This window comes from Kitasatospora sp. NPDC048407 (assembly GCF_043200475.1).
Lineage (GTDB): Bacteria > Actinomycetota > Actinomycetes > Streptomycetales > Streptomycetaceae > Kitasatospora.
Genome location: NZ_JBICXW010000001.1, coordinates 1,029,421 through 1,051,061 on the forward strand (window position 1 = coordinate 1,029,421; position 21,641 = coordinate 1,051,061).

The window sequence follows — 21,641 nt, forward strand, 5'->3', positions numbered from 1 at the left end:
CGTCATGTCATCAGCCCCGCACCCGGGGATCGATCGCGGCGTGCGCGGCGTCCACCAGCAGGTTGATGCCGACGAAGGCCGCGCCGACGATCAGCACCCCGCCCTGGATCAGCGGCAGGTCGCGGGCCGTGAGCGCGTCGTAGAGCAGGCGGCCGAGGCCGGGCCAGGCGAACAGGGTCTCCACGAAGACCACTCCCTCCAGCAGGTAGGCCAGTTGCAGGCCGCCGATGGTCAGCAGCGCGGGCGAGGCGTTGTGCGCGCAGTGGCGCAGTACGGCGGCGCGGCCGAGGCCGCGGGCGCGCAGGCCGTCGGCGAGGTCGCCGTCGAGGACGGCGGAGAGCGCGGCGCGGTGGACGCGTGCGGTGAGGCCGAGCGGGACGATGGCGGCGGCGGTCGCGGGCAGCAGCAGGTGGCGGAGCAGGTCGCCGGGCCCGCCGCCGGAGCCGAATGCGTCGTGGGTGCCGCCGGCCGGGAGCAGTTGCCAGTGGACGGCGAACACCGCGATCAGCAGCAGCGCCACCGAGTACTGGGGGGCGGAGACGGCGAGCGTGGAGGCGGCGCTGCACAGGCGTCCCCACGGGCCGCGCGGGCGCAGCGCGCCGAGGGTGCCGAGCAGGACGCCGCCGGCGAGGACGAGGGCGAAGGCGGCGGCGGTGAGGGTGAGGGTCTGGCCGAGGGCGGGCAGCAGCAGTGCGGTGACGGGGCGTTGGGTGGACGTCGAGGTGCCGAGGTCGCCGGTGAGGGCGTGGCCGAGCCAGTCGAGGTAGCGGACGGGCAGGGGCCGGTCGAGTCCGATCCGCTCCGCCAGCGCCTGCCGGGCCTCGGCGGGTGCGCCGGGGCCGAGGAACGCGGTGACGGGGTCGCCAGGGACGAGTGCGACGGTGGCGAACACGACGGCGCTCACCCCCAGCAGCGTGGGCACGGCGAGCAGCAGTCGGCGCAGCAGGAATCCGCTCACGGGGTGCTCGGGTCAAAAACGACGGTGGCGGGCATCGGGCTGCGGTTCCTCCGGTTCGGCGACGGGGCGCGAGGCACCGAAGGCTGTCCTGGTGCTTGCGGCGCGGCCCGTCGGGTTGTCCACGAGGGTTGCGAACAGTGCGCGTGGGCAGCCAGCCAGGCGTTCATGCCGGTACCGGTGGTCATAGGACCGGCGGGACGGGGTATCGCGCTGGGGTCGCCCCTGGGGCTGCGGATCGTCCTTGACCGCCCGTTCGCGGCGTACATACGATTTCCGGCATGGCATATCGGCGGACCGACTTCACCCTCTGGGGGATCGGCGGCTCGTGGCACCGCAGGTGCTTCGACGAGACGTGTCGCCCCGGCACGGCACGCCGCCCCCTGGCCTGACCGGGCCCTGGGCGCCGCCCGTCCTCCGCCGGGATCCGCGCCGTACGCCGTCGTCCGGCCGCCGTCGCCGATCCCCACGTCCCGTGCCGGGGCCCCGCGCCCCGGCCCGCCACCTTCGAGGGGACCGATCCGCCATGCACCCGTATCCCGTCACGCCCTCCCGCCGCCGGGAGGTGCCGTGCCCGCGCTGACCCGCGGCTCCACTCGCACCCTGCGCCCGCCCACCCGGCGCGGCACCCGGTCGCTGGACGCCCTGCACACCGAGATCGACAACCCGCTCGACCTGCTGGCGGGCCATCAACTACTCACCGACGCAGCTCCCACCTGCGCCTGCGGCCACCCGCTCTGCCCGTCCGGCGGCGCCCACCGGCCGGCCGCCACCCGGATCTTCCTGATCGAACGCCACCCGGTGGTCAGCGCCGGACTGCGCAGCCTCCTCGCGCCCGACCCGGAACTCGCGGTGATCGGCACCGCGACCGACGCCGCGCACGCGGTCGCCGCCGTCCACCGGGCCCGGCCCGACCTGATCCTGCTCGGACGGGGGCCCGGCCTGGACGCCGACCTCGCCGCCGTCGCCGCACTGCGCCGGCCCGAGGGCGCACCCGACGCCCGCGTCCTGCTGCTGCGCCGCGCCGCGACCACCACCGAGGCCAGCCGCATCCTGATGGCCGGCGGCAGCGGCTGCTTCCCCCTCGACCTGCCGCCCGACCGGATCATCGACGCCGTCCACCTCGCCGCCGCGGGCGCGACCCTCTTCCTCCCCGCCCCCACTCCCCTGCGCCCACACCCCGCCCCCGCCGAACGCCCCCTCGACCAGGCCGGCCTGACCGACCGCGAACGCCAGGTCCTCACCCAACTCGCCCTCGGCCTCAGCAACGCCGAGATCGCCCGCCGCCTCACCCTCGCCGAAGCCACCGTCAAGAAACACCTCACCCACGCCATGCGAAAAACCGGCCAGTCCGACCGCCTCCGCGCCGCGCTCTACGCCGTCCGGCACGGCCTCACCGGCTGAGCGCCCGCCCGGCCGCGCCCCCGATCAGTAGCAGATGTGCGACGGGGTGGTCTTGCCGGCGCACAAACTTGAAGCGTCCGCTGGAGATGCTGTGGGTGGCCGGGTCCAGGGTCAGGGTGAGGGGCCGGCGGGCATCCAGTTTGGGCCGTTGGTCTCGGTCACCGTGCCGGTCGTGGTGATGCCGTCGACACCGGTGAGGTGGCCGACGACGCGGTAGCCGTCAATGATCTCATCGCCGGACCAGGTGTCGCAGGGCGGCGAGGAGGAGGCGCAGTCGCGGTAGACGCGGCCCAAGGCCTCGAAGGTGCCGTCCTGGTGGACGGTGAACCCGGCGCCGTGCGCGATCCACTCGCCGGCGAACAGCGCGACGTCCGGCGGGGGTTGGGTCGAGGGGGTGCTCGGCGGAACCGGACCGGTAGGAACGGGACCGGGGCCCGGTCGGAGGTGCAGCCGGTCACCAGCGTGAGGCGATGCCGGTTGGCTACGCCCGCGCCCGTCACTCCCCTCTCGTACCGGCCGCCGCGCCGCGGGTGGCGCGGGCCGTGCAGCCGGCGGCGGTGGTGAGGGTGACGGCTGCGCAGAGGGCGGCGGTGGCCAGCAGTTCGGGCCAGGCGACGGCGATTGACGGGTCGGCCAACAGGGCGGTCAGCGCGGCGTGTTGGGTCACGGCGGTGAGCGCGGTGGCGGCCGCCGCAAGCAAGGTACCGGCCAGGACGGCGATCGCCGCCTCGGCGGCCACCACCGCCACGATCTGGCGGCGCACCGCCCCCGCGAGTCCGAGCAGGGTGAACTCGCGGTGGCGTCCGGCCACGGCCATCGCGAGCGTGCCGGCGACCGAGATCAGCGAGTACGCCAGTGCGATGCCGAGGACCACCACGGCCGCGTTGTCGGCCTGTTCGGCGGCCTTCGCGTGCGCGGCCGCCAATACGGCCTGCCGGGTGGTCAACCGCGCACCCGTCCCCGCCAACGCCCGCTCGACCGACGGGCGTTGGGACTCGCCCAGCCCGTCCAGATACAGCAGGGTGGGCGCCACTGCCCCGGTCACCGACGCCGACAGGTACGCGTCGTCGCCACCGAGCCCGCGCGCCACCACCGCCGCGACCACCACCGGAACGCGGGCGCCCGTCGGCAGCAGGGCAACCAGGCGGTCGCCCACGGCAATGCCGTCGGACTCGGCCGCGTGCTCGTCGATCACCAGGAAGTCGTCCGGCAGCGCCGCCACCGACCCGTCCCGCACCGGCGGCGTGAACGTCCGGCCGAACGCCGCCGCCGCGACGGCCTGCACCCGCAGCGAGTCGAGCTGCTCGCCCGCCGGCGTCCCGATCTTGACGTTCAGCGAGATCACGGGCGTGACCCGGACACCGGGCACGGCGGCCAGCCGCTCCGCCAGACCCGTCGCGCCGGGCGGCGCCAGCACCACGTCCGTCGCCCGCACCTCCTGGCGCTGGCGGGCCAGGACGGCGGCGTCCGCGGACTGCTGCACCGTCAGCAGGGTGCCGACCAGCCCGACCGCGATCACGATCGGCGCCACCGTCGCGGCGGTGCGCCGCCGTTCGGTCAGCACGTTCTCGCGCACCAGCATCGGGCCCGCCTGCGTGGAACGCCGCATCGGCCAGGTCAACAGCCGTACCAGCGGCGGCAGAAGCACCGGCGCGAGCAGTGCGAACGCACCGACGTACAGCACCGGGACGGCCTGGTACTTGCGGACGTTGGCCGCCAGGTACGGCTCGGAACGGGCGACGACCGCGCCCGCGACCACCGCCCCGACCAGCAGCGCACCGCCCAGCAGCAGCCGCACCGGGACCCGGCCGCGCCGCTCCACCGCGCTCTCCCGCAGCGCCTCGGCGGGGCGGATCACCGACACCCGCAGCAGCGTCGCCGCCGAACCGGCCAGCGCGGCAACCACTCCCAGCACGAACGCGACCAGCAGCGGCAGCGGGTGCACGGGCACGGTGAACCAGGACGGGGCGACGTCGTGCCGCAGCATCCATCCGCGCAGCGGGCCGACGGCGAGCGGCGCGAGCGCGCAGCCGAGCAGCGCGGCAGCCGTGCCGATCAGGGCGGCCTCGCCGAGCACCAGCCGCCGCACCTGCCGGGGCGCGGCGCCGACCAGGCGCAGCAGGGCGAGTTCGCGGCGGCGCTGCTCCGTGGCGAACGCGAAGGTCGCGACGACCACGAACACGGCCACGCAGACGGCCAGTCCGGTGGTGCTGCCCGCCATCGCCTGCGCGTTGGCCAGCGCCTGCGCGCCCCCGGTGTCGTCGGGGTCGAGCCCGGTCCGGTCCTGGCCGGCCAGCACGACGGCCCGTTCGCCGACTGTGGCCCGCAGTTGATCGGGCGTCATGTCCGAGACCAGCGCGTTGATGCCCGGCGACAGCCGCTGCGCCTCGGTGTCGGTGAAGAACGCGGCCCGCTCGAACCAGCGCCCCTCGGTGACGCCCACCACCCGGTAGCGTCCGACTCCCAACTCCACCTGCCGGCCGATCAGTTGCGCGTCCGCGCCGGTCAGCACCGCCTCGTCGGCCGCCTGCGGCGGGCGTCCGGCGCGCAGGTGGTAGTCGGCGTACGCGGCCGAGGACCAGGGGTGTCCGGTGGCGTCGCCGTCGAATCGGACCGGGAAGCTGCGGTCGGCGACGGCACCGGCCAACTGCCCGACCAGCTCAGGCGGAAGGACCGCCGGGGCCTTCATCGGACGCCCCGCGAACCCGGCGGGGGCGACGACCGTCCCCGCGTCCCGGAAGCGCTGCGGCCCGGGGTGCGGGGTGCCGAAGGTCGCGGTGAGGACCAGCGCCATGGCCCCGATCATCGTCGTACCGAGCGCGAGCGCGACGAACGCGCCGAGGAAGCTCGTCCAGCGCCCCTTCAACGTGGCTGCCGCGAGCCTCAACACGCCTGCTCCTCCGGCTCCAGCGCGGCCATCCGCAGCGCGACGGCCTCCGCCGTCGGCTCGTGCAGCTCGCCGACCACCCGGCCGTCCGCGAGAAACAGCACCCGCTGCGCGTACGAGGCGGCCACCGGGTCGTGCGTCACCATGACCACCGTCCGGCGGTGCCGCTCCACCACCTCGCGCAGCAACGCCAGCACCGCCCGCGCCGAACGCGAGTCCAGGGCGCCGGTCGGCTCGTCCGCGAAGATCACCTTCGGCCCGGCGGCCAACGCCCGTGCGATCGCGACCCGTTGCTGCTGACCGCCCGACAACTCGGCGGGACGATGGTTGCCCCGCTCCGCGAGCCCGACCTCCGCCAGCCGCCGGTCGATCTCCGTCGAATCAATGGGCCGCCCGGCCAACCGCAGCGGCAGCTCCACATTCTGACGTGCCGTCAGCACTGGTACCAAGTTGAACGACTGGAACACGAACCCGAGTTGCTCCCGCCGCAGTTCGGTCAGCGCCCGCTCCGACATCCGGTGCACGGGCGCGCCGTCCAGCAGCACCTCCCCCGCGTCCACCGGCTCCAGCCCAGCCGCACACAGCAGCAGCGTCGACTTCCCCGACCCCGACGGCCCCATCACCGCCGTAAAACTCCCCGCCGCAAACCCGGCATCCACCCCATCCAGCGCCCGCACCACCCCCTCCCCCCGCCGGTACGCCCGCCGCACCCCGGCCAGCCGCACCACTTGCTCCGCCGCCACCATGTCGTTCTCCACCGCCCAGACGCTAGACCCCCGTCCACCCCCAGCACCTCCGGGAACCCCCCTGATCCCGACCCTGATCTGTCCCCGACCTGCGACGGAACGCAGGGCTTCATTCGATCGGGTCGTTCCGGTCCGTCGTCCGCGCCGCAGGCCCGGGACGGCCGTTACCGTCTGCTCGTTCGTCCACCATCCCTTTGCTCACCCCAAGGATGCTCATGCCGGGCGGGTGCGCCAAGGGCGGAAAAGTCACCTGGCCCGACGGGACCAGGTCGAGGGTCGAGTCGCTCTACGACAACACCAGGTTCCAGTTCGAAACCTACGGGAACGAGGACTGCTCCGGAGCCCCCGTCGCCATCCACCCGCCCGGCTTCTCGGCGGCGAGCATCGGATCCGACGTGAAGTCGTTCCGGGTGTCCCCGGTCTGCGAGAAGGGGGGGTGTGCTTCTGCTCGGGCGCGGACTTCACCGGTGACGTCGTACAGAACTCCGACTGGAATCTCGGATTCTGCACCAGCAGCGGCATCCCCGCGCGGAGCGTCTACAACATGACCGGGTACACCGTCTCCCTGTTCGACACGAACGACTCGTGCCAGAACGCCCGCGCGGTGGACCTGCCCGCCTACAACCCCCAGGAGCTACAACGACACCTCCTCCGAACGCCGCGGGCTCCCCGCCCGGGCACGACGATCCGGCACCACGCGCGTACGCACTACCGTCGCTTCACCTCCGACCACGGCCGGCGGCCCCAGCACCGCGCGCCAGAGGTAGCCGGGCCAGGCCAGCCAGCGCTCGACGGCCAGCGGCAGCACGCACCCGCCGACCAGGGCGCCGACCGCGAGCAGGGGCAGCAGGACGGCGAGCACCGTACCGGCCCGGCGACACCAGCCGTCCGGTGCGGAGACGTCGCACACCGGGCGCCGCCACAGGTACCAGTGTGCCAGGGCCGGCAGGGCGAGGGCGGCGATGAGGCCGAGCACCACGGAGGCGATCATCGCGCCGCCGGCATGTACGGCCCGTTGACGACTCCCCGCGCCGGGCTCCGACATCTCCCGGGCGTCTTTCGCTGCGTCAGATCTGAGCTTTTCCGGACCCCATTCCACCCACGCTGACCTTGTCCTTTATGTCCGGCAATCAAACATTTACCGGAACGTTGTTCATATTTGCGGAGGGAGAAGTTAGGTTGCACCGCAATGCGCGGATCCGTCCCCCCCACCCTCCGGCGTACGTGCCGAGGGGCAGGCCGCGCTGGAAAGGCACAGGCGCCCTTGATGAATGTGGAAACCACCACCCCCGCTGTCTCGCCCCCCGGCGGCGGCTCCACCCCACCCCCGGCCGACGGTCACCTGAAGGCGGGACTCAAGAACCGCCACCTGTCGATGATCGCGATCGGCGGCGTGATCGGCGCCGGCCTGTTCGTCGGCTCCGGCGCGGGCATCGCGACCACCGGCCCCGGCATCCTGCTCTCGTACACGCTCGCCGGCGCGCTGGTCGTCCTGGTGATGCGGATGCTCGGCGAGATGGCGGCGGCCGACCCGCAGAGCGGCTCGTTCTCGGCGTACGCGGACCGGGCGCTCGGCCGGTGGGCCGGGTTCAGCATCGGCTGGCTGTACTGGTTCTTCTGGGTCGTGGTGCTCGCCGTGGAGGCCACCGCCGGCGCGAAGATCCTCAACAACTGGATGCCAGGTGTGCCGCAGTGGGCGTTCGCACTGATCGTGATGGTGGTACTGACCGCGACCAACCTGTTCTCGGTCGCCTCCTACGGCGAGTTCGAGTTCTGGTTCGCCGGGATCAAGGTGGTGGCGATCGCCGCCTTCCTGGTGATCGGCACGCTGGCCGCGTTCGGGCTGCTGCCCGGCACCCACGCGGTCGGGATGACGAACCTGACCGGCCACGGCGGCTTCCTGCCGCACGGCGTGGGGGCGGTGTTCACCGGCATGCTCACAGTCGTCTTCGCCTTCATGGGCAGCGAGATCGTCACCCTGGCGGCCGGCGAGTCGGAGGACCCGCAGAAGGCGGTCCGCAAGGCGACCAACAGCGTGATCTGGCGGATCGGGATCTTCTACCTGGGCTCGATCCTGCTGGTGGTGACCCTGCTTCCGTGGGACTCCGCCTCGATCAAGGGCAGCCCGTACGTGGCCGTGCTGGAGCACATAGGGATCCCGGGCGCCGCCCAGGTGATGGACGTGATCGTGCTGACCGCCGTGCTGTCCTGCCTCAACTCCGGGATGTACACCGCCTCCCGGATGGCCTTCTCGCTCGGCCGGCGCGGGGACGCACCCCGGGCGTTCGCCTCGGTGACCAAGCGCGGGGTGCCGCGGGTCGCGATCCTCTCCTCGGTGGTCTTCGGCTTCGTCGCCGTCTTCTTCAACTACACCTCCCCCAACACCGTCTTCGCCTTCCTGCTGAACTCCTCCGGTGCGGTGGCGCTCTTCGTCTGGCTGGTGATCTGTTTCTCGCAGCTGCGGATGCGGCGGATCATCGAGCGCGAGACCCCCGAGCGCCTGACCGTGCGGATGTGGCTGTACCCGTACCTGACCTGGGCCGCCATCGGCATGATCGGGTTCGTGGTGGTGTACATGTTCACGGACGCCGACGGGCGGAAGCAGATGTACTTCTCGCTGGTCGCCGCAGCGATCGTGCTGGTGGCGTCGGCCGTGGTGGGCCGCCGGCGACGGACGGCGGCGGCTGCCTGAGCCACCGCCCCGCCCGGGGAACCCCGGGCCCGGAAGCCGTTGCGGAGGCTTCCGGGCCCGGTGGCGTTCCGGTACCCGCTCGTGACGGGCCGGACATCGGGACAGCCTGTTCGTGCTGGTCCGGCGTGTGCTCTGCCACCCCGGATGCGCTGGGCGCCCTGGCGCTTCCTCGCATCCGCCGTGAGCGTGATGTGTGGCCTGGCCTGCAGCGTGGCGATCCGGAACTTCGGCTGAAGACGCCCACCGGCGCGTGCCCCGTCGGCCGCCCCTGGCCGTGCGAACCGCGTCACCCCGCCGGGACGACTACGGTCGTCACCGTGACCGACTCCGAGCCCCAAGAGGTCGTTGCCCGGCCGCGCACCGCCGCCGGGGTGCTGTTCTTCGATCCCGTCGGCCAACTCCTGCTGGTGAAGCCCACGTACAAGGACGGCTGGGAGATCCCGGGCGGCTACCTGCGGGCGGGCGAGACGCCGAGCGCGGGCGCGGCCCGGGAGGTGGCGGAGGAGCTGGGGATCGCCCCGCCGATCGGCCGGCTGCTGGTTGCCGACTGGGCGCCGCACCCGGCCGAGGGCGACAAGTTGCTGTTCGTCTTCGACGGCGGGATCCTCCCCGACGCCGAGCGCGACGCCATCAGGGTGGACCAACTCGAGGTCAGCACCTACGAGTTCCACCCCCCGGCCCACCTCGACGCGCTGCTGATCCCCCGGCTCGCCCGCCGCGTGCACGCCGCCGTCGCCGCCCGGGCACAGGGCGCAACGGCCTACCTGGAACACGGGGTGCCGCAACCGTAGGACGGTGAGTGTGCGTCCTACGGCCGAAGGGCTACAGTCGACGCCCTCCGGCCACGGCCTGCGGCCCCGAACCTCAGCGAGGACCCGTGAAGTACCTGATCGCCGGCGGTGCCGGCTTCATCGGCTCCACCATCGCCAACGCCCTCGCGGACGGCGGCCACACCTCGGTCGTCCTCGACAATCTCGTCACGGGCCGCCGCGAGTTCGCCGCCGAATTCCCGTTCTACGAGGGCGACATCGCCGAGGGCGCCCTGCTCGACCGGGTCTTCGCCGAGCACCCCGACATCCGGGCCGTCGTCCACTGCGCCGCGCTGATCGTGGTTCCGGACTCGGTCGCCGATCCGCTCGGCTACTACCGCGAGAACGTCGCCAAGACCATCGCGTTCGCCGAGCACCTCACCCGCAACGGTTGCGAACGGCTGCTGTTCTCGTCCTCCGCCTCGCTCTACCGGGCCGACCCGGCCAACGACTGGGCGGTGGACGAGGATTCGCCGCTGGAGACGCTCAGCCCGTACGCCCGCACCAAGCAGCTGGTCGAGACCTTCCTCGCGGACATCGCCGCTGCCGGGCCCCTCCGTGTCGTCTCGCTGCGGTACTTCAACCCGATCGGCGCCGACCCCGAACTCCGCACCGGCCTGCAGATCCGCCGGCCCACCCACGCGCTGGGCAAGTTGCTCGACGTTCAGGCGGCGGGCGAGAAGTTCCCCCTCACCGGCACCGACTGGCCCACCCGCGACGGCTCCGGCATCCGGGACTACGTCCACGTCCGCGATCTCGCCGAGGCGCACTGCTCCGCCCTCGACCGCTTCGACACCGTGACCGCCGAACTCCCGTACCAGGTCGTCAACCTGGGGACCGGCACGGGTACCACCGTCCGCGAACTCATCGCCGCCTACGAGCAGGTCACCGGCGAGACGGTGCCCGTCCAGGAGACCGGCCCCCGGCCGGGGGACGCCGCCGGCGCCTACACGCGCAGCAGCCGGGCGCGCGAACTCCTCGGCTGGAGCCCGCAGTTCACCCTCGCGGACGGCATCCGGGACTCGCTGCGCTGGCGCGAGGTCCGCGACAGCGTCATCGGCGCGGACTGATCGGCCCCACGGCCAGGAGGGCGAGGAAGGCGTCCAGGGTCGAGCGCTTGGCGTCCGGGACCATGAAATAGCGGAAGCGGCCATCCGGAGCAACTACCCTCACGGCCGGCCAGTTGAGCAACTCGAACCTGGCGCGCAGGTAGCTGCGGCCCGTCGCCACCACCTCGGCGCCCTCGGGCGTGATCATCACGAGGCAGGTGGTGCCGTCGTCGAACTCGGTGCACATCAGCGGGATTCCGCCCATGGCCGCGAGGCGGTGCAGGGACCGCGGGTAGCTCAACTCGCGGTCGGGGCTCACCGGCAACATGCTCTGACGACTCGACATTTGGCCACGCTAGGGCCTCAACTCCCGGGTGCGACAGCTATTTTCCTAGGCGCACCGCGTTTGCCTCGCGCCGGGCGAAGACCTCGGCCTGCCGGTCGGCCATCTCGCGGAGCGCGGACTTGCGGGCGCGGGCCGGAAGGCGGTCAAGGTAGAGGCGGCCGTGGAGGTGGTCGGTCTCGTGCTGGAGGCAGCGAGCGAAGTAGCCGTGGCCTTCGATGGTGAGAGGGCGGCCGTGGAGGTCGAAGCCGTGGGCGATGGTGTGGTCGGGGCGGGCGAGTTCGCGGTGGGGGCCGGGAACGGAGAGGCAGCCCTCGGGTTCTTCGAGCAGGCGGCGGTGGGTGGCGGGGGGTTCCTCCAGGACGGGATTGGCGAGGTGGCCGACGTGGCGCACGCCCCAGTCGTCGGTGATGTCCCAGACGAACAGCTGGAGGTCGACGTCGACCTGGTTCGCGGCCAGGCCGGCGCCCTCGGCGATGTGGTTGGTGGCGAACATGTCGTCGACGAGGCGGGCGAGTTCGGGGGTGCCGAAGTCGGCGACGGGGCGGCAGCGGCGGTGCAGGACGGGCTCGCCGACCACGGTGATCCGGCGGACCGCGCCGCGTTCGGTCTCGGGGGCGAGCGACGGGTAGGCGTCGACGGGTTCGCCCTGGACGCGGACCCGGCGGTCCTGCGGGGTGTCGGCCATGTGTGGAAAGCCTCTCTGCAACTCGCTACCTGACGGCTTGTCATTCGCTTTGCAAAGTAGCACGCTTTGCAAAGTGACCGATGAGATCAGCGAGACCTCCCACCCCCTGCCGCCCGGCGTCCGCAGGCCCCTGCCCGACCACCCCGTCCGAATCGCCCTGCTGGACCTGTTGGCCGAGGCCGGCACCGTGACCTCCACCGAGGCAGCAGCGCGGCTCGGGCTCAGTTCGGGCCTTTGCTCGTTCCACCTGCGGCAGTTGGCCCGCTACGGCCTGGTCGAGGAAGTCCCGCAGGGTGGCCGCGCCCGGCCGTGGCGCCTGCGCTGGGAGACCGACGCCACCCCCGCACCGCACCCCGTCCACCCGCCGGAGGAAGCCGCCGAACCGTTCACCGCCGTCCTGCACCTGACGCCCGCCGAGGCCGACGAACTCCAGCACGCCGTACGGAAGTTGCTCACGAAATACGCCGACCGCGAGCACCGCCCCCGGGGCGCCCGGCCGTACGCCGCAGCAGCCAGGATCGTCCCGCTGCTGCCCGGCTGAGCACCGCGCGGAGGGCGACGAAGGTCGCCCCCGGGGGATCCGTTCGGGGCTTCTGGGGCCCGGTCGGTGCTGCCTAGCGTGGCTCGCAGGACAGAGCCTCGCGAGGTCGGAGGGAGAGCACCGATGGGCGTCGTACCCGAGCGCAGAACGGGGCCGGACAGGGTCGCACTCCTGCCGGGCACGGACAAGGCCAAGGAGCGGGCGGGGGCGGAGAGTTGGCGCTCGCCGTACCGGTCGATGCCGGATGCCGAGCGCTCCGCGCTCTGGCGGCGCAGGCTGCACGAGGCGGAGGCGGGGCTGACCAGGTACCTGGTGAGTCTCGGCGATCAGCCGCAGCTCGCGGAGTGGTTCGCGTTGCAGGGCGAGATCTTCGCCGATCTGCCGGACGGGGCCGCGCCGTCCGCGCAGTGGCAGCGGTTGTTCTTCCGCGGGCAGGCGCTGATGGAGCGCTTCCTGGTGCGGCACTACGGCGAGCAGGTGCTCGCGGCGTGGGCGGCGTCCAACGCGGAGGTGCACCGCACCGTCGAGCCGGACCACGGCCGGGGCGCGGCGGATCCGATCCACCGGATCGCCCGGCAGGCCGAACTGTACGGCTCCGACTACGAGTTCGACGACGCCGCGCCGCCCGGACCGCGGCAGGCCGCGCTGACCATCACGCACTGCGCGATCTGGGACTACCGCGAGCAGGCCCGTCGCAGCGGGGTGACGATCACGCTCGCCTCGCCGTGCACGTACTGCACGCACGCGCTGTCGGCGAACGTCCGCGCCAAGGGCTTCCGCCCGTCGCACCGCCTGCTCTCGGGGCCGACCGGCCACGGTTGCCACTGGGAGGCGCGCGCCGAAGAAGAGGCCGACGAGACGACGGGGGCGTCCTGATGTGCGGAGTGACGGGCTGGCTGGACTGGGCGGAGGATCTGCGGCTGCGCGCCGGGACGGTCCGCCGGATGACGGAGACCCTGGCCTGCCGGGGTCCGGACGCGGACGGGGTGTGGCTGTCGCGGCACGCGGCGCTCGGCCACACCCGGCTGGCGGTGATCGACCTGGCGGGCGGGCTGCAGCCGTTCGCGGACGGCGAGCCGGTCCGCGCGGTGCTGGCGTACAACGGCGAGCTGTACAACCACCGTGAGTTGCGCGCCGAGTTGGAGGCGCACGGGCACGTGTTCCGGACCCGCTCGGACACCGAAGTGGTGCTCCGCGCGCACCTCCAGTGGGGGCACCGGGCGCCGGCCCGGTTCAACGGGATCTTCGGGTACGCGCTGTGGGACGCCCTGCGCGAGGAACTCCTGCTGGTGCGCGACCACTTGGGCATCAAGCCGCTGTACTGGCACCGGCACGCGAACGGCGTACTGTTCGGCTCCGAGCCGAAGGCGGTGCTCGCGAACCCTTTGTTGCCCGCCGAGTTGGACGCGTCCGGCATCGCGGAGCTGTTCGCGCTGCCGGCCGCACCGAGCCCGGGGCACGGGCTGTTCCGGGGCCTGCGGGAGGTCCGGCCCGGACACCTGGTGGTGGCCAGCCGTCAGCGAGTCAGCGAACTCCCTTACTGGCAGCTGGAGTCGGCCCCGCACGGGGACGACGAGCGGACCACCCGGGCCACCGTGCGGGCGCTGCTCGCGGACGCGGTGGAGCGGCAGCTGGTCAGCGACGTCCCGCTGTGCACGCTGCTGTCCGGCGGCGTCGACTCCTCGGCGATCACCGCACTCGCGGCGGCCGCCCGGGAGCGCGACGGGCACGACAAGATCACCAGCTTCTCGGTGGACTTCCCCGGCAGCGCCGACCGCGCCCCCGACGCCTGGCGCACCGGCCAGGACGCCCCGTTCGTGCAGGCCGCCGCCGCACACATCGGCACCGTGCACACCAGCGTGCTGATCCCCGACGACGACCTGCTGGACGCCCGCGACGCGGTGCTGCGGGCCCGCGACCGGCCCGGCTGGGGCGAGATGGACGCCTCGCTGCACCTGCTGTTCCGCGAGGTGCGCCGCCGCTCCACGGTCGCACTGTCCGGCGAGGCCGCGGACGAAGTCTTCGGCGGCTACCCGTACTTCCACGACGCCCCGGCGCTCGCCTCCGGCACCTTCCCGTGGCTGCACGGCCGCACCACCCCGGCCGCGCTGCTGCGCCCGGAGGTGCGCGCCGAGGTCCGGCCGGCCGAGTACACCGAGGCCGCGTACCGGGGCAGCCTCGCCTCGGCGCCCCGGCTGGACGGGGAGGACCCGGCGGCGGCGAAGGTGCGGGAGACCTTCCACCTGGCGCTGACCCGCTGGCTGCCGCCGCTGCTGGACCGGGTGGACCGGGTGTCGATGTCCGTCGGCCTGGAGGTGCGGGTGCCGTTCTGCGACCACCGGCTGGTGGAGTATCTGTGGAACGTTCCATGGGAGTTGAAGTCGCCCGGCGGCCGCCCCAAGGGCCTGCTGCGGGACGCGGTGCGCGACCTGCTGCCGCCGCAGGTGGCGGACCGTCCGAAGTCCGGCTACCCGTCCACCCCGGCGGTGCGCTACACCGAGGTGCTGACCGCCCGCGCCCACGAGCTGCTGGCCGACCCGGCCGCGCCGGTGTTCGACCTGGTGGACCGCGCGCTGGTGCGCCGCCACCTCGCGGAGGGCCGCCCGCTGCCGAGCCCGCGCACCGCGCCGAACCCGGTCGGCGGCCTGGACCACCTGGTGCAGGTCGACGAGTGGCTGCGCGCCTACCGGGTCGGCCTGCGGTGAGCGCGCCGGCCCGCGCGGCGCTCACGGAGGCCGCGTTCCGTTCGGCCGCCCGGCACTGGCCGACCGGCGTCGCCGTGCTCACCGTCCGCTGGGCGGGCGTCGAGTACGCGAAGACCGTCTCCTCCTTCAGCACCCTCTCGCTCGACCCGCCGCTGATCGGCGTCGCCGTCTCCCACCGCAGCCCGCTGACGGCCGCGGTGCGCGCGGCCGGGCGCTTCGCCGTCACCGTGCTGGGCGAGCAACAGGACGCGCTGGCACGCCGGTTCGCCACCCCGGGCGCGGGCCGGGCGGTCGGGCACTTCACCGACCTGACCGTCCTCGCCGATCCGGTCGACGCCCCCGTCCCGGCCGGCGCGCCCGCCTGGTTCGACGCCCGGCTGCACGCCGAACTCCCGGTCGGTGACCACCTGTTGCTGGTCGGCGAGGCCCTCGCGGTCGGCGAAGGCACCGACCGCCCGCTGCTGCACCACGCCGCCCGCTACCGGCGGCTCGGCCCAGAACTTCCCCGAAATGACGTTCCAGCGCAAGGAGTTGACGCATGACCCAGTCACCCCCGGAGCCGCGCGGCCTGCTCACCGGCGCCCGCTACCTGACCGAACTCGACGACGGCCGCGAGCTGTACCTGGACGGGCAGCGCGTCGCCAACCCGGCCACCCACCCGGCGTTCCGACCGGCCGCCGAAGAACTGGCCCGCCTGCTCGACCTGCAACACCGGCCCGAACACCGCGAGTTGCTCACCTTCAAGGACCCGGACACCGGCCTGCGGCTGGCCCGCGCCTACCAACCACCCACCAGCCTCGAGGAGTTGCGCGTCCAGCGCCGCAGCGCCGAGTTCTGGCACGCCGAGGCGCTCGGCCAGCAGGGCCGTTCCCCCGCCTTCATGGCCTCGATCGCCGTCGGCGTGCACGACTTCCGCCACCAACTGGCCGCCGCCGACCCCCGGTTCGGCACCAACGCCGAGGCCTGGTACCGGCATTGCGCACAGAACGACCTGGTGCTCTCGCACGCGCTCGGCGACCCGCAGATCGACCGGTCGGCCAGCCCGCTGGACGATCCCGACCTGGCGCTGCGCGTCCTGTCGGAGAACGAGCAGGGCATCGTGGTGCGCGGAGCGAAGCAGCTCACCACACTCGCACCGCTCGCGCACGAGGTGCTGGTGTACCTGTCGGCGTCCTTCACCCAGGGCCGCGCCGAGCAGTTCGTGGTGTGGTTCGCGCTGCCGCTGAACACCCCCGGCCTGATCACCCTGGCCCGCGAACCGCTCGGCACCGCCCCGTGGGGGCACGGCCACCCGCTCGGCGCCCGCTACGACGAGCAGGACGCGATGCTGTTCTTCGACGACGTCCTGGTGCCGTGGGACCGGGTGTTCCTGCTCCGCGACGCCGACCTGGCCCGCCGCGGCCTGGCCCGGATCAACGCCTGGAGCGCGTACGTCGGCCACATCCGCTACCGGGAGCGCCTGCGCACCCTGCTGGCCACCGCCACGCTGCTCGCCGAGTCGATCGGCGTCAGCCAATTCCGCAACATCCAGGAGGACTTGGGCCGCCTCGCCGGGTACGCCGAACTCACCGAGTACTTCCTCGACGCCGCCGAGAACCGCGGCGCGCTCACCGACGCCGGCCTGTTCGCCCCCGGCGACACCTTCGCCTCCCGGGTCTGGTCCGCCGAAGTCGCGGGCCACGCCGTCGAGATCGTCCGCAAGATCGGCGCCTCCGGCCTGCTCATGCAGCCCTCCCCCGGCGACCTGGCCAACCCGCGGCTGCGCCCGCACCTGGACCGCTACATGCGCGGACGGGACATCGGCGTCGAGGACAAGTCCCGCCTGTTCAGGCTGGCTTGGGAGCTCACCGGGGACGGCTTCGGCCAGCGCCAGGACCTGTACGAGTACGTCCACCGCGGCGACCTCGCCCGCAACCGCATCACCGTCTTCCACCGCTACGACCAGTCCGCGACCAGGGCCCGGCTGCTCGCCCTGCTCAGCGACCCCACCACCGATGCCCAGGAGGCCCGCGCGTGAGCCCGTCCGCCGTCGAGATCCAGGCCCGCACCCTCGCCGGGTACGCCGACGCCAGCCGACTGCGCCAAGTCCAGGACCGCGACTGGGTGTTGGACCGCGTCACCGGCACCCCCGAGACACTGATCGACCTCGGCAGCGGCATCGGCCAGCTGCTCGCCACCGCCTTGGAACGCTTCCCCTCGCTCCGCCTCGCCGTCGGCCTGGAACGCTCCGAACACCGGATCGCCGAAGCCACCGAACGCCTCGCCCCGTACGGAAGTCGGGCCGTCCTGCACACCGCCGACCTCACCGAACCAGAGCAACTCCCGTACCGCGCCCAGGTGATCACCCAGACCTCGGTGCTGCACTGGCTGTACCCGGACGAGGACCGGACCTTCGCCTGGGTCGCCGCCCACCTCGCCCCCGGCGGACGCTTCCTGCTCACCACCTACCACCCGGCCCGCGACGCCCACGGCCTGGGCGGCGAGGACGAGTTGGTCCGCGAAGCACTCACCGCACTCGGCACCCCCGCCGCCGACGTCCCCGCGCTGCTCGCCGCGCACGGCGTCCTGCCGATCGCCACCCGCACCCGCACCGCCGACGACCTGCACACCGTCCTCGCCCCGCACCTGCGCGTCGCCGGCCACGCCGAACGCGACGCCGTCGTCACCGTCGACTCCGCCGCGCAGTACGAGCACTTCCACGCCGCGACCTTCGGCGACTACTACGCCCGGGTCCTGCCCGCGGAGCGTCACGCCGACTTCTACCGGGCCGTCGGGGCCGCCGCCTGGCGCCGCCAGAACGCACACGGGCATGTCAGCCACATGCCGGTCCGCCTCTGGGAGTTGACGGCACATGAGGAGTTTGTTTCAGGAACCGGAAACCGCCCGTCACGCACCTAATGTGGGTGCCCCGACGACCCCGGAACCACCCGCGACGAGGAGCCACCCGTGTCCACCCCCGCCGTCAGTCAGGAGCTCGGCGCCTTCCTGCGCGCCCACCGCGAACGCCTCCAGCCCGCCGACGTCGGACTCACCGCCACCGCGCGGCGCCGCACCCCCGGGCTGCGCCGCGAAGAGGTCGCCTCGCTGTCCGGCGTCGGCCTCGCCTGGTACACCTGGCTCGAACAGGGCCGCGTCACCGCCTCCCGGCAGGTCCTGGAGGCGGTGGCGCGCGCCCTGCGCCTGGACGCGGCGGGCCTGCGCCACGCGATGCGACTGGCCGGCTACCACGAGCCCGCCCCCACCGAACTCGCCGCCGAACGGCTCGCCGACGCGGTCCGCCCCGTCCTCGACTCCTGGCCCGCCAGCCCCGCCGCGCTGCTCGACCGGCACTTCGACCTGCTCGCCTGGAACGCGGCCTGGACGGCCCTGTGGGGCTCCCCCGAGAAGGTCGACGCCGACCGCCGCAACCTGATGTGGCTGATGGCCGCCGACCGCCACCTGCGCAGCGTCCTGCACGACTGGGAACCCCTCGCCATGAACGTCTTCCAGCACTTCCGCGCCCAGGCCGGCCCCGCGATCGCCGACCCCCGCACCGACCAGCTCTACCGCCGCCTCGAAGCCGACGCCCCCGACCTGCGCCACTGGTGGGGCTGCCACACCGTCGCCGAACTCACCGCCCGCGAGGTGGTGGTCTCACCCCCCGCGAGCGGCGCTGTGCACCTCACGCTCAGCTCCTTCCACCCGGTGGACGACCCGTCGGCGCTGGTGCTTCTGTTCACGCCGCGGACCTCGACCGACTTCGCGCGGATGACGGACCTGATCGAGCGTCCGCTCCGGGCAACCGCATAGCAAGGCCGGCGCAGGTCGTAAGGCCAAGAGCCGATGGCGACCACCTCGCCCCAGTCCCACTTCACCCGCACGCCGACCTGCTCGGTCATCACCGACGACGACGGCCGCACCACCCTCAGCGGCAACCGCCTGGTCACCACCGCCCCCACCGGGCAGCGCACCGAACAGCTCCGCACCGACGACGAGGCCCGCACCGCCTACCGCACCCACTTCGGGATCGCCCTGGACGTGCTCCCGAAGTGAGCCCCGGTCAGCGGCCCTCGCGCTCACCCCCTCGGCCGCAGGCTCCGCGTCACCAGCCAGGCCCCGCCGGCCGCGAGCAGCGCCAGCGCGACGCCCACGATCACCGACCCGTGCGCGACGCTGCCGAAGGCGCCGATCGCCCAGGCCCCCACCCCCGTACCCGCGTACATCGTGGAGGTCAGCCAGGCGCTGGACGTCGCCCGGTGGGCGGGGGCGACGGTGCCGGCCAGGGTCTGCTGGTCCGTCACGAAGCCGCCGGAGGCGACGAACCACAGCAGCACGCCCAGCAGCGAAAGCACCAGCCCCGGCCCGGCGACAGCGAGCGCGATGCCGGCGGCGAGCAGCAGGGCCCAGAGCGGGAGCAGCGGCAGGTCGGTGCGGCCCGCCGCGCGGGCCTTGTCGCCGAGGCGGCCGCCGAGCAGGGAGCCGGCCACGCTGCCGGCGCCGACCAGGATGCCGACCAGGCCGAGGGCCTGGACGGAGAGGTCGAAGCGTTCGCCGAGGACGGCGCCGAGGAAGGTGTAGGCGCCGAGGTTGGCGGCGTTGAAGGCGGTGTTGACGAGCAGGGCGCGGCGCAGGGCGGGGTCGCGCCAGGCCGCCAGCACCGCGAGGATCGTGCCAGTGCCCGCAGCAGCCGCTCGTGGCGCGACCTGGCGGAGCAGCAGCGGGACGGCGGCGGCCGTGCCCGCGGCGAGGGCCCAGAACGCGGCGCGCCAGCCGGCCGCGCCGGCCAGCAGTCCGCCGAGGGGGACGCCGATGACCTGGCCGGTGGAGAACAGGGCCATGCCGAGGCCGAGGGCGCGGCCGCGCACCGTGTCGGGGGCGGTTTCGGCGATGTGGGCCCAGATCGCGGGTCCGGCGGCCGCGGCGGCGAGTCCGGCGAGGGCGCGGGAGAGCACCAGCAGGGTGAGGTCGGTGGAGAGTGCGGCGGCGGCGTTGGAGAGGAGGAACAGCGCGGTGCCGGCCAGCAGGGTGCGCCGTCGTCCGAACCGGTCGCTGGCCAGGCCGAGGAACGGCGCGCAGACGGCGTAGACCAGGACGTACGCGGTGACGGTGGACGCGGCGGCGGCCTCGCTGACGTGGATCGATCCGGCGATGGTCGGCAGCAGCGGGGAGACCAGGAAGGTCTCCGTCCCGAACAGGAACAGCAGCGCGAACACGCCGGCGTACCGCCATCGCCGGAAGGCCGGCGCGGCCACCGTCGTCGCGGTCTGGGGAAGATCGGACACGTCGCTCACGGCGACCACCACCTTGTCGGCGGCGCGCGGCGCGTCCTCGGACCGCGGACGCCGTCGGCCGCGCGCAGGGGGTAGAGAGGTCCGATGCGGCCATCCTGGGCAGCGGCCGGATGCGCAACCAGACAGGCGTTGGTCCTGTGACCGCCGCTCACACGCTGACGGAGTGTTCGCGTGTGCGCGGCGGCCGATGGGATAGAAGGGCCGCATGCGTGTTGTTCCGGAGTCAGTGGCGGCGGTGGTGCGTCGCGGTGCCAGGGATCCGTTCGTCGTGCAGACGGTGCGGGCCACGGTGGCGGCGACACTGGCGTACGTGGTGGCGACCTGGCTGAGCCGGGAGCCGGTGCCGTTGACGGCGCCGCTGACGGCGCTGCTGGTGGTGCAGGTGACGGTGTACTCGACGCTGAAGACCAGTGTGCGGCGGGTCAATTCGGTGGTGGTCGGGGTGCTGATCGCGATCGGTTTCTCCACCGTGGTGGGCCTGTCGTGGTGGAGCCTGGGGCTGATCATCCTGGCGTCGCTGACGGTGGGGCGGTTCGTGCGGGTGGACGAGTTCGTCCAGGAGGTGGCGATCAGCGCGATGCTGATCCTGGGCGTCTCGCAGGTCACCACGCAGGCGTGGGACCGGGTGCTGGAGACGCTGATCGGCGCGGCCGTCGGGCTGCTGTTCAACGTGGTGTTCGCGCCGCCGGTGTGGGTGGACACGGCCGGGGAGAAGATCGAGGACCTGGCCCGCCGGGCCCGTCACCTGCTGCTGGACCTCGCGGAGGAGCTGGGCCGCCCGGTGCCGGTGGAGCGGGCCGCCGCGCGGCTGCACGAGGCGCGGGCGCTGGACCAGGCGATCGCCGAGGTGGACGGCGCGCTGCGGCAGGCCGAGGACAGTCTGCGGCTGAACCCGCGGATCAGCGAGGGCCTGCTGTCGCGGCTGGTGCTGCGCACCGGCCTGGACACGCTGGAGATCTGCGTGGTGGTGATCCGGGTGATCGCCCGTTCGCTGACCGATCTGGCCAAGCGCCGCGCGGCCGGCGAGCGGCTGTTCCCGCCGGACGTCGCGGTGGCGATGGAGGAGCTGTTCGCGCACATCGGCGGGGCGCTGGTGAGCTTCGCGGTGCTGGTCACCACCCAGGTCAGCCGGAACGCGGAGGAGGCCGAGCAGCGGCTGACCGCCGAACTGGCCGCCGCCTGGGCCTGCCGGGAGAACGTCGCCCAACTGCTGCTGCACCGCGTCCAGGCGGACCCGCAGGCCTGGCAGTTGCACGGCTCCCTGCTCGCCGAGGTGGACCGGATCCTGGACGAGCTGGACCTGGAACACCGCTCCCGCCGCCTGATGGAGGAGCTCGACCGGGCCTCGGTCGCGACCCGTGCGCGCTTCACCCGCTTCGCGGGCATCCGCCGCCTGGCCCGCGGCGAACGCCTGCGCCCCCGCCGCTCCCGCCGCCGCGAGCCGGACCGGCAGGCGGCCTGACGGCCCGTCGGAGCGGGGGGCACTCGACCGTTGGTGCGAAACGTCGTACCGGACCGGAGTGTTGTCGCGGCGGGGCGCCGAAGGCCCGGT

Annotated in this window: 21 protein-coding genes; 13 read left to right on the plus strand and 8 right to left on the minus strand. The window is 73.4% G+C overall.

The genetic code is table 11. The annotated features are described in order from the left end of the window. Window positions 1-10: 10 nt before the first annotated feature. On the minus strand, window positions 11-958 hold the full coding sequence (locus ACGFWJ_RS04770) for an ABC transporter permease (protein WP_392945240.1): 948 nt from the start codon (window positions 956-958) through the stop codon (window positions 11-13). 567 nt (window positions 959-1,525) lie between these two features. On the opposite strand from ACGFWJ_RS04770, the gene ACGFWJ_RS04775 reads away from it, so the two are divergent. Further along, complete coding sequence (locus ACGFWJ_RS04775; protein WP_392945242.1) at window positions 1,526-2,359, plus strand: LuxR C-terminal-related transcriptional regulator; 834 nt, start codon at window positions 1,526-1,528, stop codon at window positions 2,357-2,359. 111 nt (window positions 2,360-2,470) lie between these two features. On the opposite strand, the gene ACGFWJ_RS04780 is transcribed toward ACGFWJ_RS04775, so the two are convergent. The 4 genes from ACGFWJ_RS04780 to ACGFWJ_RS04795 form a co-directional block, all read right to left on the minus strand. Continuing rightward, the gene (locus ACGFWJ_RS04780; protein ID WP_392945244.1) at window positions 2,471-2,653 is read right to left on the minus strand and encodes a hypothetical protein; all 183 of its coding nucleotides are present in this window, start codon (window positions 2,651-2,653) and stop codon (window positions 2,471-2,473) included. Between the two features lie 202 nt (window positions 2,654-2,855). Beyond that, complete coding sequence (locus ACGFWJ_RS04785) at window positions 2,856-5,246, minus strand: FtsX-like permease family protein (protein ID WP_392945246.1); 2,391 nt, start codon at window positions 5,244-5,246, stop codon at window positions 2,856-2,858. Further along, entirely contained in the window at window positions 5,243-5,992 is a 750-nt protein-coding gene (locus tag ACGFWJ_RS04790) for an ABC transporter ATP-binding protein (RefSeq protein ID WP_392945478.1), read from the minus strand. Before ACGFWJ_RS04790 ends, ACGFWJ_RS04785 begins: the two co-directional genes overlap by 4 nt. A 634-nt stretch (window positions 5,993-6,626) precedes the next feature. Continuing rightward, window positions 6,627-7,037, minus strand: coding sequence for a hypothetical protein (locus tag ACGFWJ_RS04795; protein WP_392945248.1), 411 nt, complete (start codon window positions 7,035-7,037; stop codon window positions 6,627-6,629). A 222-nt stretch (window positions 7,038-7,259) separates the two neighbouring features. Here ACGFWJ_RS04795 and ACGFWJ_RS04800 point away from each other — a divergent pair, with 222 nt between their 5' ends. From ACGFWJ_RS04800 to galE, 3 genes are all read left to right on the plus strand, one after another. Next, the gene (locus ACGFWJ_RS04800) at window positions 7,260-8,684 is read left to right on the plus strand and encodes an amino acid permease (protein ID WP_387635787.1); all 1,425 of its coding nucleotides are present in this window, start codon (window positions 7,260-7,262) and stop codon (window positions 8,682-8,684) included. Between the two features lie 317 nt (window positions 8,685-9,001). Beyond that, window positions 9,002-9,475, plus strand: coding sequence for an NUDIX domain-containing protein (locus ACGFWJ_RS04805; protein ID WP_387635789.1), 474 nt, complete (start codon window positions 9,002-9,004; stop codon window positions 9,473-9,475). An 86-nt stretch (window positions 9,476-9,561) separates the two neighbouring features. Continuing rightward, on the plus strand, window positions 9,562-10,563 hold the full coding sequence (galE, locus tag ACGFWJ_RS04810) for a UDP-glucose 4-epimerase GalE (protein WP_392945251.1): 1,002 nt from the start codon (window positions 9,562-9,564) through the stop codon (window positions 10,561-10,563). Here the strand turns inward: galE and ACGFWJ_RS04815 are convergent. Continuing rightward, window positions 10,547-10,888: a hypothetical protein gene (locus ACGFWJ_RS04815; protein ID WP_392945253.1), complete on the minus strand. Its 342-nt coding sequence runs from the start codon at window positions 10,886-10,888 to the stop codon at window positions 10,547-10,549. The genes galE and ACGFWJ_RS04815 overlap by 17 nt on opposite strands. A gap of 37 nt (window positions 10,889-10,925) precedes the next feature. Further along, window positions 10,926-11,573, minus strand: coding sequence for a peptide deformylase (gene def / locus ACGFWJ_RS04820; RefSeq protein ID WP_392945256.1), 648 nt, complete (start codon window positions 11,571-11,573; stop codon window positions 10,926-10,928). A 73-nt stretch (window positions 11,574-11,646) separates the two neighbouring features. Here def and ACGFWJ_RS04825 point away from each other — a divergent pair, with 73 nt between their 5' ends. From ACGFWJ_RS04825 to ACGFWJ_RS04860, 8 genes are all read left to right on the plus strand, one after another. Next, window positions 11,647-12,114, plus strand: coding sequence for a helix-turn-helix domain-containing protein (locus tag ACGFWJ_RS04825; RefSeq protein ID WP_392945258.1), 468 nt, complete (start codon window positions 11,647-11,649; stop codon window positions 12,112-12,114). A 123-nt stretch (window positions 12,115-12,237) separates the two neighbouring features. Then, window positions 12,238-12,990 (plus strand): hypothetical protein, encoded by a 753-nt coding sequence (locus ACGFWJ_RS04830; RefSeq protein ID WP_392945261.1) that lies wholly within the window; start codon window positions 12,238-12,240, stop codon window positions 12,988-12,990. After that, entirely contained in the window at window positions 12,990-14,819 is a 1,830-nt protein-coding gene (asnB, locus tag ACGFWJ_RS04835; protein ID WP_392945263.1) for an asparagine synthase (glutamine-hydrolyzing), read from the plus strand. The genes ACGFWJ_RS04830 and asnB overlap by 1 nt, the downstream gene beginning before the upstream one ends. After that, window positions 14,816-15,361, plus strand: a complete 546-nt coding sequence (locus ACGFWJ_RS04840) for a flavin reductase family protein (RefSeq protein ID WP_392945265.1) — start codon at window positions 14,816-14,818, stop codon at window positions 15,359-15,361. Before asnB ends, ACGFWJ_RS04840 begins: the two co-directional genes overlap by 4 nt. Continuing rightward, a complete protein-coding gene (locus tag ACGFWJ_RS04845; RefSeq protein ID WP_392945267.1) occupies window positions 15,358-16,836 on the plus strand; it encodes a 4-hydroxyphenylacetate 3-hydroxylase family protein in 1,479 nt (492 codons plus the stop codon). The genes ACGFWJ_RS04840 and ACGFWJ_RS04845 overlap by 4 nt, the downstream gene beginning before the upstream one ends. Continuing rightward, a complete protein-coding gene (locus tag ACGFWJ_RS04850) occupies window positions 16,833-17,717 on the plus strand; it encodes a class I SAM-dependent methyltransferase (RefSeq protein WP_392945269.1) in 885 nt (294 codons plus the stop codon). The genes ACGFWJ_RS04845 and ACGFWJ_RS04850 overlap by 4 nt, the downstream gene beginning before the upstream one ends. Before the next feature lie 48 nt (window positions 17,718-17,765). Further along, entirely contained in the window at window positions 17,766-18,608 is an 843-nt protein-coding gene (locus tag ACGFWJ_RS04855; protein WP_392945272.1) for a helix-turn-helix domain-containing protein, read from the plus strand. Window positions 18,609-18,641: 33 nt separating this feature from the next. Next, complete coding sequence (locus ACGFWJ_RS04860) at window positions 18,642-18,851, plus strand: arylamine N-acetyltransferase (protein WP_392945275.1); 210 nt, start codon at window positions 18,642-18,644, stop codon at window positions 18,849-18,851. Between the two features lie 23 nt (window positions 18,852-18,874). Here the strand turns inward: ACGFWJ_RS04860 and ACGFWJ_RS04865 are convergent, their stop codons facing one another. Continuing rightward, a complete protein-coding gene (locus ACGFWJ_RS04865) occupies window positions 18,875-20,089 on the minus strand; it encodes an MFS transporter (protein ID WP_392945277.1) in 1,215 nt (404 codons plus the stop codon). 205 nt (window positions 20,090-20,294) lie between these two features. Between ACGFWJ_RS04865 and ACGFWJ_RS04870 the strand changes: the two genes are divergently transcribed. Next, entirely contained in the window at window positions 20,295-21,551 is a 1,257-nt protein-coding gene (locus ACGFWJ_RS04870) for an aromatic acid exporter family protein (protein WP_392945278.1), read from the plus strand. Window positions 21,552-21,641 lie beyond the last annotated feature (90 nt).